Origin of the sequence: Duncaniella dubosii (genome assembly GCF_004803915.1) — a bacterium.
Taxonomy (GTDB): domain Bacteria; phylum Bacteroidota; class Bacteroidia; order Bacteroidales; family Muribaculaceae; genus Duncaniella; species Duncaniella dubosii.
In genome coordinates this window covers 263,327-278,491 of the sequence record NZ_CP039396.1, presented here as the reverse complement: position 1 = coordinate 278,491, position 15,165 = coordinate 263,327, and the positions used below count along the sequence as shown (strand labels likewise).

The 15,165-nt window shown below is 49.0% G+C and carries 14 protein-coding genes; 6 read left to right on the top strand and 8 right to left on the bottom strand.

Going from position 1 to position 15,165, the window contains the following annotated elements; all coding sequences use genetic code 11:
* Window positions 1-59: 59 nt before the first annotated feature.
* The 6 genes from E7747_RS01140 to E7747_RS01115 form a co-directional block, all read right to left on the bottom strand.
* Entirely contained in the window at window positions 60-707 is a 648-nt protein-coding gene (locus E7747_RS01140) for a hypothetical protein (protein WP_136413543.1), read from the bottom strand.
* A 2-nt stretch (window positions 708-709) separates the two neighbouring features.
* Window positions 710-1,195 (bottom strand): hypothetical protein, encoded by a 486-nt coding sequence (locus E7747_RS01135; RefSeq protein ID WP_136413542.1) that lies wholly within the window; start codon window positions 1,193-1,195, stop codon window positions 710-712.
* Window positions 1,192-2,253: a hypothetical protein gene (locus E7747_RS01130; protein WP_136413540.1), complete on the bottom strand. Its 1,062-nt coding sequence runs from the start codon at window positions 2,251-2,253 to the stop codon at window positions 1,192-1,194. Before E7747_RS01130 ends, E7747_RS01135 begins: the two co-directional genes overlap by 4 nt.
* A 420-nt stretch (window positions 2,254-2,673) precedes the next feature.
* The gene (locus E7747_RS01125) at window positions 2,674-4,722 is read right to left on the bottom strand and encodes an AAA family ATPase (RefSeq protein WP_136413538.1); all 2,049 of its coding nucleotides are present in this window, start codon (window positions 4,720-4,722) and stop codon (window positions 2,674-2,676) included.
* A gap of 70 nt (window positions 4,723-4,792) precedes the next feature.
* Window positions 4,793-6,472 carry an OmpP1/FadL family transporter gene (locus E7747_RS01120; RefSeq protein WP_123613091.1) on the bottom strand — a complete coding sequence of 560 codons (1,680 nt, stop codon included), beginning with the start codon at window positions 6,470-6,472 and terminating at the stop codon, window positions 4,793-4,795.
* A 102-nt stretch (window positions 6,473-6,574) separates the two neighbouring features.
* Window positions 6,575-7,669, bottom strand: coding sequence for a hypothetical protein (locus E7747_RS01115; RefSeq protein ID WP_136413536.1), 1,095 nt, complete (start codon window positions 7,667-7,669; stop codon window positions 6,575-6,577).
* Window positions 7,670-7,997: 328 nt separating this feature from the next.
* Here E7747_RS01115 and E7747_RS01110 point away from each other — a divergent pair, with 328 nt between their 5' ends.
* Window positions 7,998-9,371, top strand: coding sequence for a glycoside hydrolase family 43 protein (locus tag E7747_RS01110; RefSeq protein WP_136413535.1), 1,374 nt, complete (start codon window positions 7,998-8,000; stop codon window positions 9,369-9,371).
* A 114-nt stretch (window positions 9,372-9,485) separates the two neighbouring features.
* Here E7747_RS01110 and E7747_RS01105 read toward each other — a convergent pair whose 3' ends face one another.
* Both E7747_RS01105 and E7747_RS01100 read right to left on the bottom strand, forming a co-directional pair.
* Window positions 9,486-10,796 (bottom strand): ABC transporter permease, encoded by a 1,311-nt coding sequence (locus E7747_RS01105; protein ID WP_123613094.1) that lies wholly within the window; start codon window positions 10,794-10,796, stop codon window positions 9,486-9,488.
* Window positions 10,797-10,817: 21 nt separating this feature from the next.
* Entirely contained in the window at window positions 10,818-11,753 is a 936-nt protein-coding gene (locus E7747_RS01100) for an ABC transporter ATP-binding protein (RefSeq protein WP_136413533.1), read from the bottom strand.
* Window positions 11,754-11,912: 159 nt separating this feature from the next.
* Here E7747_RS01100 and E7747_RS01095 point away from each other — a divergent pair, with 159 nt between their 5' ends.
* From E7747_RS01095 to E7747_RS01075, 5 genes are all read left to right on the top strand, one after another.
* Window positions 11,913-12,410: an RNA polymerase sigma factor gene (locus E7747_RS01095; protein ID WP_123613096.1), complete on the top strand. Its 498-nt coding sequence runs from the start codon at window positions 11,913-11,915 to the stop codon at window positions 12,408-12,410.
* A 50-nt stretch (window positions 12,411-12,460) separates the two neighbouring features.
* Window positions 12,461-13,015: a hypothetical protein gene (locus tag E7747_RS01090; protein WP_136413531.1), complete on the top strand. Its 555-nt coding sequence runs from the start codon at window positions 12,461-12,463 to the stop codon at window positions 13,013-13,015.
* Between the two features lie 130 nt (window positions 13,016-13,145).
* Complete coding sequence (gene pyrB / locus E7747_RS01085; RefSeq protein ID WP_136413529.1) at window positions 13,146-14,060, top strand: aspartate carbamoyltransferase; 915 nt, start codon at window positions 13,146-13,148, stop codon at window positions 14,058-14,060.
* 56 nt (window positions 14,061-14,116) lie between these two features.
* Window positions 14,117-14,578: an aspartate carbamoyltransferase regulatory subunit gene (gene pyrI / locus E7747_RS01080; protein ID WP_136413527.1), complete on the top strand. Its 462-nt coding sequence runs from the start codon at window positions 14,117-14,119 to the stop codon at window positions 14,576-14,578.
* A 2-nt stretch (window positions 14,579-14,580) separates the two neighbouring features.
* Window positions 14,581-15,141 carry a flavin reductase family protein gene (locus E7747_RS01075; RefSeq protein ID WP_123613100.1) on the top strand — a complete coding sequence of 187 codons (561 nt, stop codon included), beginning with the start codon at window positions 14,581-14,583 and terminating at the stop codon, window positions 15,139-15,141.
* Window positions 15,142-15,165: the final 24 nt, after the last annotated feature.

The following is a 15,165-nucleotide window of genomic DNA, read 5'->3' as shown; positions in this document are numbered from 1 at the left end:
TACTAACTTTATTTTATGCATTTGCTGGTAATTTATAATAAGATTTTAAAGGATAAATATCATATAACTTTTAGATTCACCTCCATCCACTTCTCCTTCACCTCCTTTTCCTTATCTCCAAAGTAGGTCCAGAGGTTGGCGTGGAGGAGGATTTGGAGGCGTTTGCGGGCGAGGGTGGGGGGAGTGGATTCAGGGAAGCAGCCGTTGTTAGCTTCTAGTTCTCGGATCCACTTATCCTGAACGCTGATGCTCCAGTCAATGTATTTGAAATCCACAAACCGAGGGTCGATGTTACGGAGCATTGCAATCAGATCTTCCTCGCCGACGCTCTTATCGCCTTTGAGCCAAAGGGTGATGGCGCGGGTAAAGAGCCGGGGAAGGAGTTGCTTGGATGGAGACCGCTTGTAGCCAAGTCGATATGCGAAATCATAGAGAGAGTAGAGTAGGACAATGTGTTTCGCGGAGCCATTGTCGAGCACATTTTCTACGTATGGCAGGAACTCTCGCAGCTCTGTGGTCAGCATCCGTTCGGACTGCGATGGAATATGTCCGATGTCTGTGAGCATGCCAAGCTCCTGTGCCCGAGTGATGAACGACTCCATCTTCGAGGCAAGTTCTTCGGCCGGCATGACGGGCGTAATCGTGGCAGTACTGCGGTTGTCGCGCGGTGCTGTCGGCTGGAAGTTGTTTCCCGGTCTCATTTCCATGTTTAATTGTCGGTGTCGAGAGGTTCGATGAAAATTTCCTCGATTTTCACCTGCCAGACGATGTTGTTGCTGTCGTTTATGCGCAGGATGAAGTATCTCATGTCGGAGTCTTCGACCGTGCCTTTCTGTCTGTATATCGTACCCTCATAGCCGTTGAACTCGCCGCCGGTTATGCGGACTTTACGGTCGGGGATCAAATCAGGGTTTTGCACGAATTCCATCTTTATAGATTCGTCAAGGACTCCGATCACTTTCTGGAAACAGTCCATCTCCTTCCCTGATATGACCGCGTATGGCGCTTGCGGACGATTGACGGTCCTGAAACACCATGCAAGGTCTCCGATAAGATTGAAAAGAGGTTTCACCTTATCAGGACGTGATTTGAAAAAAAGGATATGGGGGATGAATGGCACTTGTTCCCATACTTTCTTCTCATTTTTTTGTTTCAGTATCTTCCGTGTGGGATAGAAGAACTGTATTTCTTTCATGAGTGTAGAACCGGCATTGCCGATGGTGTCGCGGATATCATCGGGGTGTTATTGTCGCGCATGAACATTGCATACCATCTTGGCGTTGTATCGGCAATCATGTCTGCAACAATTCTTAGCCTCGCTGTCTTTTCGTCTTCTGACAACGGCAGGGGATTGACCGCTCTCAACCACGCATGAGTCGTGGGTATATGCCTGACGACACCGGCGATTTCTTCGGGATTCAATCCGCATTCAATTGCTGCGTCAATCCACCATACGCAGATTGTTTCCGCCGAGAATGCGTCACCCGGACGGATGGCAAGGTCAGAAAGCAGTGTCGTGAATCCGGCGGTCATTTCACGGTGAAGTTGTCGCTGGCGGACTGAGCCGTGCTTGAACGGGAAAACGTAGGTCCGCCGTTCCCTCGGCATTGATTCGACAATCTCTCTAAGCTGGTCTATTTCAGGAATATCGTCGTTGAAACGCAAATCGCTTATCACAGAATAGGGCGCACCTCCGAGATAGAATATATACATCATTGCTTTTGCGATGGAAGCCTGAGCCGTTGGCATAGACTGCAATCTCGAAGGCAGATCTTTTATCTTGTTCAATGTCTCACAGTCCTGACGGCTGCCATAGAGCGATTGGTCTGAGATTGTCTCCCGGAGAGAGGAGAATAGTGCCTCTCCTTGTATAGTCACGCCTCTGAAGTCTGAGTACAGCTTGTGGAGCTTGCCAAGGTATCGCCGGAGCGTCACAGGCGAAGTCCCTTTTCGGAGCATTATGGCAAGCCAGTTTCGGATATTGCGTTCGTCTGCATCAAACGAGACTTCCGATGTGACCTTTCGGATGGAGTTGAATGAGATTACCGTCCGCTCGGCAATGTAGTCGTCTTTCAATATGGATCCTGCCGCAGATTTGACATAATCCGTAAAGGATAACGCTGAAACCGGTTGAGTCTCAGAGGGGATGCAGATTTGCGTTGCGCGAATATTTTCGATTCCGTCTGCTACTTCTTTCCTTCCCGCCGTCAGTGTAGCTTTTGTGTTGACTGATAGCGGTTTAAGATGTGGCATGTCAGTAGTATTCGGCATTGAAAGACTATGCAAGCAACTTGTTTTCATAGGTATCATCTCTTTGTAAGAGATTTGCACAATACACAACAGCCTATCAATCATTATATTACAATCACAATTAAAATAAAGATACTCACGATTTAACATATATACCACGATGCCATGATTAAATTTTTACAGAAAACTATCAGATTTATAGGGATTTTCCGTATCTTTGCACTGCATTATTATCTCTTACAAAGAAATTAGAATTAACATTTCTAGTAAAGAAATTATTTTCAATCTTTTTCAGTAAATAAAGACGGTATCATAGCATTATCGCTAACTGTATAGATAGTAATATCGAACGGTCCGCAGGTGATTTCACCTGCGGACCGTTCGATATTTATACATATATAATTGTATCGGTTATAACGGCAGCTATCGTTTAAGCCGTTTGGCTATCTGGCGGTGGTGTTGGGCAGAGGATGCGTCGCCGATCGAATCGTAGATGTCGGCGAGGAGTGAGTGAAGTGTCGATAGCAGAGGTCGCGGATAGTCGTGGGTCTCGCTGAGGTCAAGGGCGATGAGACAGCGGTCCATCGCGTTGTGTTGGTCCGAGAGATTATGATATGCCAGTCCCATGCGTACAAGTGAGTCGAAATGGTCAGGTTGGAGTGTGATCACTTTGTCGAAATCGCTTATGGCCGCCGTGTAGTCTTCGAGAGCCATGTAGGCAAGCGCGCGTCCGTATAGGGCTGGCACATGGTCAGGAAGCAGGGTCAATGCTTTGTCGTAATTGGCGATTGCAGGTAGTGGCATATCGTCAAGACGGCAATCATCGCCAAGCAATGTATATTCGTGTGCCATATCTGTGAAACGGCGTGTATCAGACTCGATTCGAGCCTCAAGTTCGGCTACGCGCTGTCTGAGTGAATCGACAACACCAAGTTTCCTTCGGGCAAGGCGCATTGCGCTCGCGTTCTCAAGTATTGGCCATGACTTGTTTCCTTCGACAAACAGTTCGAATGCTCGGGCAAGATCACCTTTGTCGGCGTTGGCTATGGCGTTGAGATAACATTCGTCGGCATGCGCCTTACGCATGGCCTCGTCGATGATTATCGGGTCGTTGAATGAGCGGCTGAAATTTATTATGGCCGGATTGACAAAGATATCGCGGTCTGCAACCGTCGAGCGCAGAGTCATTCCCTCAAAACTGCGGCAGCGGGACAACGCTACGTATGTTTGTCCGCCGGTGAATGCTCCACGGCCTATGTCGATTATGACATTATTGAACGTAAGTCCCTGACTTTTATGGATTGTGAGCGCCCATGCAAGTTTTATGGGATATTGTGTAAAGCTTCCGAGCTCTTCTTCGTAGATTTTACGAGTCTGGGAGTCGTAGATATATCTTATGTTGGACCATTTTTCAGGTTCGACTGCGTGTATAGAACCGTTTTCAAGCCTGACTTCTATCAGATCTTTCGTGAGTGTCTCCACCGTCCCGATTGTGCCGTTGACCCACAGTCTGTCGGGCGAATTTTTTATGAACACCACCTGTGCTCCTTCTTTTAGCGAGAGTTCAAGGTCGGTTGGCAGGGAGTTTTCAGGGAAATCGCCTCGTATTGTGCCCGTGAATACCACAAGGGGGCGTTCGATGGCTTCAAGCCGGGTTTCATTGATGTGGTCGACCATATCGCGACGCGATGCAAGGGTCATTGTCGGCTTGGTCTCGGCTTGGTCAAGCAGCGATGGGATGGTGAGGTATCGTGTGTTAAGATGTATGAGATCTTCACGGGTTACCGAACCAGTGCGAATCCGATCAAGAAGCTCTACGAAATCACCCTCGCTCTGACGGTAGATTTTGCGTAGTTCAATCGGGACAAGACGCATCCGCTCAAACACGCGGGCTGAGAAGAAGAACGGGTCGCGATAGAATTTTCGCAGGATGTCGCGCATGTCGCCTGAAAGAACCGGTTCAAGCTGGAAAATGTCGCCTACGAAGAGTAGCTGTTTTCCGCCGAACGGTTCTCGCTGGTTGCCGGAATAGGTGCGCAGGAGAAGATCAACGAAGTCTATTATATCCGCGCGCACCATTGATATTTCGTCGATTATTATAAGCTCTACTTCGCGGATAAGTTTGACGAGACTTCCGGGGTATTTCATTCGCTGCTTGATGCGGTCAGGAAGGAAGTCAGGGTCATCGGGGACGATTGGCTTGAACGGAATACGGAAAAAAGAGTGCAGCGTGACTCCGCCGACATTGACTGCCGCTATTCCCGTAGGAGCGAGAACCACATGCTTCTTATGGGTGTGGGAAGTTATGTAGCGCAGAAAAGTCGATTTTCCCGTCCCGGCTTTGCCGGTCAGGAAAATCGACTGTCTGGTATGTTGGATAAGTTCCCAGGCTTTGATGAATTCCGGGTTGTTAAGGTCAATGTTTTCGTCAGCTGCTTTACGTTTCGGATTTCTCGAAGCCTTTTTTGCCATTTGTGAGATGGGATTTGAGTTGATAAGTCTGCGTCCTTAGACGCATCTTCATGATGAGGTTTACTGTGGGTTAGAAACGGAATCCCACGGTCAGTACGATTGAGTTGTTATTGTCGCTGACAGTTCCTGTCGGAGCAATGATGAGGTCGCCGGTGGCATTTTCGTTATAATCTGTGAATGCGCTGAATTTGCTTTTGCGTGAACGATGCACATAGGCAGCGTCAGCATAGAAATTCTTGTAGCGATAGCCGAGACCACAGGTGATATACTGTGTCGTTTTGTCGAAAGTGTAGGATGGCAGGGTTTCGGTATCATGCGGACCACTTGTATATATATAGGTGGCGGCAGGTCCGTTTGGAGTGATGCTGTATCCATCCATTGCTTCGGTGGTGACAGGCGATGTTTCGTAGACATAGCCGGCACGAAGGCTGAACTGAGGTGTCAGACGGTATTCGAGACCGAGGCGCATTATGTTTTGAGCTTTGTAGTAGGTCTTTACATCAGAATTAATGTCTGCGTAGTCATTGCCGTTGAAGTCCTGCACTTTAATGTCGTTGGAGGCACGATATTCATAGTCGGCGCTTATGATTGCGCGACCGCCGATGACTCCGGCTGCTCCGACCATCAGACGCCAGGGTGTGCGGCTTTTCCAGTCAAATTCGTCAAGATATCCTTCGTCAGTAACCTCAGTGCCTTTGAGAGTTTGGCCCTGACCATAGGCGCCCGACTGATATGCGTAGGTCATAGAACCGCTGCCTTCATAAGAGAGGTTATAGTAGGTCGGAGTATGCACTGCGATACCGAGACGGAATTCATTGATAGGCTTGAAAATAAGACCCGCCTTGAAGTTGAATCCGCTACCCCAGATGTGTTTGTAGTTTCCGAGAGTATAGTCGGCTGTTCCCGATGTGTAGGAGTCTGTTGAACCGTTCGGAGCAGGTACATTCGCGTTATCGATGCTCTCGCTGTAGAATGTGCGTGAACGGTAATCAATGTCTGTGATTCCAAAACCGATGCCCCAGTACACTACGTCTGAAACGTTTCCGCCGAAGTTGATGGAGTATTCATCCACATGACCTTTTTCCTCTACGCTGACGGCTGCTGACCCTACCGAGCGGTTATAGTCATAAAGGCCGATATAGGAGTTGGCATCGGGAGAAACCGGGTTGATACCGTAGGCGCTGTACATGAGGATACTTGTCCAAGGAGCTCCACCGTCAAGATAGGGGTTGAAGACATTGTAGTCGTTGCTGTAGAGCTCGTTCTGATGCCAGCTGTCGGCATTGGTGAAATCCGCCACAAGGTTAGTGAGAGATGTAGCTATCGCGCCCATACTGCCACTATAGCGGCGGTCAAATGACGCAAGACGCGAATAGCTTGCACCCCAGTTGAAGAATGGCATGGCGGAGTTTGAACCGAGGTTGACAGCACCGACGTAGCCGAAACTATTACATCCGACATTAGTATGGTTTTCGGTATTCGAAAACCCTCCGGCACGAAATTTCGACGACTGCATGGTTATATCGAGAGTCGCTGAAAGGTCGCTGCTGCGATAGACTCCGATACCGCCGGGGTTCTGGTTGAGGGTGGATATGTCGCCTCCAAGAGCTGTGAACGCGCCGCCCATCGACATGAAGCGGGCAGATCCTCTTAGGTCATTTTGGGATATTGAGTAGGCATCAATAGCTGTCTGCGCCATGATAGCTCCCGGGAGAGCTACAAGCATCCCTGCCAATACATTCTTGTTCATAAGCTGAAGTTTGTGAGTTTTTTAATAGACAAAAAGATTATAAGCACCGTACATTCCGAACATATTATATGATGTACGGTGCTCTATGAGATGGATTATCGATTAGTGACGGCCACGGCCTCCGCCCGACGTGCGTGAACCGCCTCCAAAACCTCCACGGTTTCCACCGCCGGTATAGCTACCGCCGTTGTATCGTCCGCCGTTTGTTGTTGATGGACGATTGTAGTTAGAGTTGTTATTATTATAATTCGGTCGTGTATAGTTGTTATTGTTGGATGGACGGGTAGTCGTTGTCGGTCGACGGTTATTAGTCGTCGTGTTGGAGTTTATTCCGGGTCGGGTGCTTATGCCGGGTCTGGTTGAAACACCGGGACGACTGTTTGTTGATGGTCTGTTGACAATGAAATCACGGTTGGAAACGCCATGATGGCGGTTGGAGATTCCAGGCCGTACGCTTGTTGCCGGAGTTCCGGATCCATTGGGCAAATGGCCGAACGCTCCCGGGTGGCGTGGATTGTATGGTCGTCCACCACCCCACGAGGGCCCCCATCCCCATGACGGACCCCATGCAGGCCCCCATCCCCATGACGGACCCCATGCAGGGCCCCATGCCCAAGACGGTCCCCATCCGGGTCCCCATCCCCAGTTCCATGACCAGTAGGGGTCATACCATGAACCCCAGTACCAGCTGGAGTTCCAGCGCCAGTAGTTGCTCGCCCAATAGGGTGTGTTCCATGCGCTGTAGGGATAGAAATAATCATAGCCCCAATAACCTGACGGCGTATTGACATATATGTTGACCTCGTCGGGTTCCATATAATAGATGTTGGCAAGTTCCTTGTCGCCGGAAGCATTTACGATGTCCGGGTTATAGAATTGCTCGATTCGGCGTGTATATGCGAAATCGGTAGCCGTTGTGTCAGCGCTCAGTGAATCTGTCGCGAAGATGCCACGGCGGTTGTATTCGTCGACGCTTATGGAGCGAGTCCCGTTGACAGTATAGGTGTCGGCCGACGGATAGTCATAAACAACCACGGCTTTACAGTTGGATGATGAATTCTTTGTCTGCGTTTTGGCAGGCTTGGTGGCTTTTGACGCATTGTAGTAGATGTCATCGTCAAAATATGACTGGGCTGACATAAATCCGACGGCTGCAAATGCGGTTGCCACAAAAAGTGTAAGTCGTTTAAAGTTCATTTTGATAGATATGCTTAGAAGTGAGAGATTCTATTGACTGCTATCTTATAGTTTAGACACATGAGAAGATTAAAAGTTTAATCATTCACGCGCGTATATAATATAAATAGCGCAAAAATAGCGATTTTCCGGCAAAACCACAAGAGGGATGATTCAATCACGTATGGTTTTGCGACATGGTCATACGCCGGCCTTTAGAAAACAGAATGGATTGAGGCATATTGAAACGTGGATATTTAAGAATGATTGTTAAATTTGTGACCGATAAAAGCAATCATTTGTTTAACAATGGTTAAAACAAACATTTTGACTGAAAAAGGAAAAATTAATGAAAACTCTGTCTGTAATTCCGCTTGCTGCGTTGGCTCTGCTGCCGGTCGTTCTTGCCGCGCAAAATCCAGTAATCCACACCATGTTCACTCCCGATCCGGCTCCTTATGTGCATGGCGATACGGTATATCTGTTTACAGATCATGATGAGGATGACGCACAATATTTTAAGATGAAGGATTGGCTGCTCTATAGCACCACAAATATGGTCAACTGGACATATCGCGGAGCGCCTGTTTCAACCGCCACGTTCAAGTGGGCCAAGCAGGGAGACAACGCATGGGCATCGCAGGCCATTGAGCGTAATGGAAAATGGTATTGGTATATCTGTGCGGAGGACACTGCCGTGGGGCTTCATGGAATAGGTGTGGCTGTCGCCGACAGACCGGAAGGTCCTTATCGCGATGCCATAGGAAAGCCTCTTGTGCCGGGAAACTGGGGATATATCGATCCGTCGGTATTTATTGACGATGACGGTCAAGGCTATCTGTTCTGGGGCAATAACGGGCTGTGGTATGCGAAGCTAAATGAAGATATGATTTCGCTTGGCAGTGAGGTGATGCCGGTCGAAGGGCTGGATAATCCCGAGGCATTCGGACCGATGGTCATGAAGATGGACTATCAGGAAAACCGCAGGAAAATGAAGACCGGTTACGAGGAAGGCCCGTGGGTTACGAAACGTAACGGCCTCTACTATTTGGCTTATGCTGCGGGTGGTGTGCCGGAACATATGGCTTATTCCACCTCTGATAATATCAATGGTCCGTGGAAATATGAAGGGCGTATTATGGATGAGGCGGAAGGTAGCTTCACGATCCACGGCGGAAACATTGAATTTAAAGGACGCAATTTTATGTTTTACCATAACGGAAGAGGTGTCAACGGAGGCGGATTCCGGCGCTCGACCGCAGTCGAGGAATTCGAGTTTGCCGAAGACGGCAAAATTCCGTTTATCCCGTTCACTAAAGATGGTGTGGTGATGCCCATAGGCCACATCGACCCCTACAGACGGGTGGAAGCCGAGACAATGGCCGAGAGCTACGGACTCAAGACAGACCGAATGGCTGGAAGTGAGCATTATGTCACTTCGATTCACAACGGTGACTGGATGCGGGTGCGTGCTGTGGATTTTGGCGAGAGGTTACAGACCCGGATAAAAGCTGCCGTGTTAAATTCAAAGGACAAAGATGCGGTGATTGAATTTACTGTCGACCGACTCGGTAACAAACCGTTTGCCGTTGTTCAGGTGGATAACGACGGGATCGTTGAGGCTGCTGTTGCCAATTCGGTAAGCGGCGTTCATGATGTCTACATGCTGTTTCGCGGAGGAGACGGTGAACTGTTCGATTTCGATTGGTGGATTACAGAGTGATGACTTTCAGGCGACCTAGAATTTAATTCAATATATCTATGTATAGCAGAAAAGTCTTGCCACGTAAATCGCGTGGCAAGACTTTTCTGTTGATATTATATAGTTGGCGGATATTTATTTGTAGTTGACCCAGCGGATCAGTTCCTTTATCGATGGCTTTTTGCCATACATGAAGATGCCGACACGATAGATTTTGCCTGCGAGCCATACCATTGCTATAAATCCGATAGCGAGCAGAACAAGAGAAAGGGCAATTTCCCATGCCGGAATGCCGAAGGGAATTCGTGCGACCATCACCATAGGAGAGGTGAGGGGGAACATCGACATCCAGAACGCGACACTTCCCATAGGGTCTGTTGCCGCTACCATTGCAAAAATGAGACCGAAGATAATCGGGAAAACAGCGAACGATGTGAGCTGGCTTGCGTCCTGAATATTGTCGACCGACGATCCGACAGCCGCGAAAATCGACGAGTAGAGCAGGAAGCCGAAGACGAGGAAGACGGTCATCAGTGCGATCAGCGATAGGATATGGCTTACGTTTCCGAGCATTCCGACAGCCTGTATGATTTCTATAGAGGACTGGTCGCTTATGCTGTCGAAGTTTCCGCTTTGCACTGCTGCGACATCAGCCATGGCATCAGCCGGCATGAGGGCGGGGAGTAGGTAGGCCGACATGAGAGCGAGCAGTATACCCCATATCACCATCTGTGTCACAGCGACGAGTGCCACCCCGACAATCTTGCCCATCATGAGCTGGGCGGGCTTTACGGACGACACGACAACTTCAAGCACTCGATTGCCTTTTTCCTCTATGATTGAGGTCATGACCATCTGCCCATATATGAGAAGGAACATGTAGAGGACGAATGTCATACCGATGCCAACACCGTAGCTGAACATCGAAGAGTTGCTTTCTTCACTGTCTTTGTCGGCACGGACGGTCGTGAGGCTGACATTGCTTTTTACGCTTTCGAGTATGTCGTCAAGATTGGCTATGTTGTAGCCCTTGAGTCGTTCGGTCTCGATAATGCTGTTGATCTGGTCGACAATGCCGGTTTCAGTCCCTACCGATGACGGACCGTTGGCGTAATATTTCAAGCCTGAACGATTACCTGTCAGGATGTTTTCCGGGATAACGAGAACTGCGTCGATGCCATCGCGTGTAAGAGCCGAATCAACTGTCGCATCGGTTGCAGGGCGGAAGGTAAGCGACTCTGTGTTTTTGAGCTGCGGGAGAATCATGCTGCTGTTGTCGATAACCGAGACGGTTGTCGCCGATGAGTCGACGTAGTTCATGATAATGGCAGGAAGAGCCATTAGCACAAGCATGAGCATGGGCATCAGTATGGTCGTGATGATGAAGCTTTTTTTCTTGACGCGCTCCATGTACTCGCGCTCGATTACTATACCTATTTTAGACATGGGTGTTTTGTTTTATATTGGTTATGGATTGATTCTGCTGTCATCATTGACGGCACGGATGAAAATATCATTCATCGAGGCGATGCTTTCGTTTATGCCGGCAAGCATGACGCTTTCGTTGGCGATTGAAATGGCTTCGCGGAGCGTCGAGTCTCCGTTGAGGTGGAAGTTGATGCGTGGGCGACCCTGAGCGTCAGGGTCGAGGATGGCAAATTCGCTTGCAATCGGCTGCAGCCGCTCCATAAGCACACGTGGGTCGCCTGTGAAGGTGAGGTCATAGCGGTTTCCGAAATACTGACGGCGTATCTCCTCTACATTTCCGCTTAAGATGTTGCGGCTTTTGTTGATAAGGGTGATGTTGTCGCATATTTCTTCGACTGACGACATGTTGTGGGTCGAGAAAATCACGGTTGACCCCTCGTCTTTAAGTTTGAGTATCTCTTCTTTTAGAAGTGCGGCGTTGATTGGGTCGAAGCCTGAGAAGGGTTCGTCAAAAATCAGCAGTTGCGGTCTGTGGAGCACCGTGATGATAAACTGCACCTTCTGGGCCATGCCTTTTGACAGCTCTTCAACCTTTTTGTCCCACCACGATAGAATGTCGAATTTTTCGAACCACCGCCTGAGTTCCCTTACTGCCTCCTGTTTCGACAGCCCTTTGAGACGTGCGAAAAAGACGGCCTGTTCACCGACTTTCATTTTCTTGTAGAGTCCGCGTTCTTCAGGAAGATAGCCGATGTGTTCGACATCGGCCTGAGTGAGCCGGTGTCCGTTGAACAGCACTTGTCCGCTGTCGGGAGCGGTGATATGGTTGATGATTCGTATCAGCGTGGTCTTTCCAGCGCCGTTCGGACCTAACAGACCGTAAACCTTTCCTTCGGGCACATTGACCGACACATTGTCGAGCGCAAGATGGGAGGAATAGGATTTGCTGACGTTTTCAACTTGGAGTATGTCCATTGTGATTAGTGTTCTGTGATATAATTGACTGGAGTTTGTTTTTATCTTGTTAGACGCGAATTTATGGAAAAAGTTTCACATGGCTGAAACTTTTTCCATAAATTCGCGTCTAACGGAGTAAGAACGTCAACACATATAGACTAACTCGCATATTAAGATATGGCATTAACTGAACGGGAATCACGATTCATGACGATTGTCAACGACAATCGTCAGCTCCTGTATAAAGTATGCTATATGTATGCTACAGACCGCGATCATTTTCAGGATTTATATCAAGAGGTGCTCGCCAACATCTGGGAAGGTCTTGGGTCGTTCCGTGGCGATTCGGCAGTGTCGACATGGCTCTACAGGACGGCTCTCAACACATGTGTGACTTTTTATCGCCGTCATAACCGCCATTCGTCGGAAATGACATCGCTTGATATGGCGGCGGAACTTATGGCCGATGACGGTCGGCGGGCGGAACAGCTGCGCGAGATGTACAGACTCATTTCTCAATTGTCGAAAATCGACAAGGCGATAATCCTGATGTGGCTTGACGAGCGGAGCTATGATGAAATAGCCGAGGTGACAGGATTCACCCGCAACAATGTCGCGACGCGTCTCAGGCGTATCAAGCAGCGTCTTGTAGACAACGGCAACAGCGACAATTGACGCATTATTTATAGAATTGTAACACCATCGAAGAAACACCTACCGACATTATGGATATAAACGATATCAAAAATAGCTGGAATTCCATGAACATTCCACCTGACTACCGTCACGAGGACACTCGCGAACTGCTGTCGAGGGTGGAGCGGGGAAGCGTCTCGACTCTCCGCGACCGTCTGGGGCTGATAAGCCGCAACCTCTCGCTGCTTTGTATCACAGGTATTCTGATTATGATACCTTATTTTCATGATGCCCCGACATTGGCCATCCTTGCCGACTGCTTTTTTGCATTTATGGGTGTATGCCACATGCGGAATTACCGAAAAATCCGCAATCTGAATTTTTCGGAGATGAGTGTGCGTGATGCCATCATGACGGTCGGCAGGATTGAAAGCGAGCGCATAAAGCTGAGAGCCATCGGTATGGCGCTCGGCATTCCGTTGGCGCTCTATATGTGTTTCACGATCACAGATCTTTTTGGCGATTATTATCTCTACGGCTGTTTGGCCGGAGTTGTCATCGGAGCAGTGATAGGTCTGATCGTAAACTACCGGGCCACTTCCATACTTCGTAAGATGCGCAGCCAGCTCAGTCAGGAGGAATAAGGCCGTGATGTCGGCCAAGGTCCGCTATATGATAATAGACAATAATAATTTCTAACAGAAGTGAGTGTTTTTTGCTGAAAAGTGAGTAAATTTGCAGTGAACTCATGAAGCATTTCAACATTTCACTGCAATGAATACCAATAGTCTTGTATCAATAAGCGACATAGGGCGCGACGAGATTCTTTCGCTCCTCGACATGGCCCGTCGTTTTGAGGAAAATCCCAACCGCCGTCTGCTTGAAGGGCGTGTGGTCGCAACTCTGTTTTTCGAACCGTCCACCCGCACACGTCTGAGTTTCGAGACAGCAGTCAACCGTCTCGGAGGCCGTATCATCGGATTTTCCGATGCCAACACCACCAGCTCGTCGAAGGGCGAGACTCTTAAGGACACGATAAAGATGGTGAGCAACTATGTGGATCTCATCGTCATGCGTCACTATCTCGAAGGCGCCGCACGCTATGCCTCTGAAGTGACCGATGTCCCCATTATCAATGCCGGTGACGGAGCGAATCAGCATCCTTCGCAGACAATGCTCGATCTCTACTCTATCTACAAGACTCAGGGCACTCTTGAGAATCTTACAATAACGCTTGTGGGTGATCTGAAATATGGCCGTACTGTCCATTCGCTCATCATGGCTATGCGTCATTTCAATCCGACATTCCGTTTTGTCGCATGCAAGGAACTCGGAATGCCGGCCGAATACAAGGCTTTCTGCGACGAAAACGGTATCCGCTACACCGAGCATACAGATTTTTCACCCGAAGTCATCAACAGCAGCGACATCATCTACATGACACGAGTCCAGCGCGAACGTTTTGCCGACATCATGGAGTATGAACGTGTCAAGGATCTCTATAATCTTAACAGCTCGATGCTCGGTGACGCACGCGAGAACATGCGTATACTCCATCCGCTGCCGCGTGTCAACGAGATTGCACAGGATGTCGACGACAATCCACATGCCTATTATTTCGAGCAGGCCCGCAACGGACTCTATGCCCGTCAGGCGATTATCTGCCGTGCGCTCGGCATCGACGCTTGAACGTCGATTATCTCCTTAAAATATTCAATCCACAACAATTAATCCTTTTACGGAGTATGACTGTCTCAAAACAAGAACTCGCTGTAGCCGCCCTGCGTGACGGCACTGTGATTGACCATATACCGTCGGCCGCTCTTTTCAAGGCTGTAAAGATTCTCGGCATAGAGAATCTCGGTGGCGCTGTCACCATCGGAAACAATCTTGACAGCAAAAAACTTGGCAAGAAGGGCATCATCAAGGTAGCTGATGTCTTTTTCCCGGAATCGACACTCAACCGCATCGCTCTTATCGCTCCGACGGCTGTGGTCAACATAATCCGCGACTATGAAGTAGTCGAGAAGTTCCCTGTGACGCTTCCCGACACGATTGTTGGCATCGTCAAGTGCGGTAATCCCAAATGTATCACCAACAATGAGCCGATGCGCACCCGCTTCCATGTCATTGACCGCGAGGATGTGACCATAAGCTGCCATTACTGTTCGCAGGCTGTCCGCAGCATCGACGCAAAGATTATCTGACTATGAAGGTTTCGTGGAAGCCGGGCACGATGATCTATCCTCTGCCGGCGGTGCTTGTAAGCTGTGGTGACGAGAATCACAGCAACATATTCACGGTGGCATGGGTCGGAACTGTATGCACAAACCCTCCGATGTGTTACATTTCGGTTCGGCCTGAACGTTTTTCCTATCCGCTTATAAAGGAGCAGATGGAATTCACCATCAATCTGACCACCGAGCCGATGGCGCGTGCTACGGATTGGGCCGGAGTGCGTTCGGGACTGGACTATGACAAATGGAAAGAAACCGGGCTGACACCTGTCAAGGGTGTCAAGGTTTCCTCTCCCTATATAGCCGAATCCCCGATGTGTATTGAATGCCGGGTAAAGGAAATCATGCGTCTCGGCAGCCATGACATGTTCATCGCCGATGTGGTCAACGTGCTTGCCGAGGATTCTCTGATTGATCCGGAGACCGGTGCGTTTGACCTCGGAGCTGCCGGCCTTATCAATTATTCCCACGGACACTATTTCAGACAAGGGGAAGAAATCGGACGGTTCGGCTGGAGTGTCAAGAAGAAATGACGACACAGAGGAGTCAGACTACAT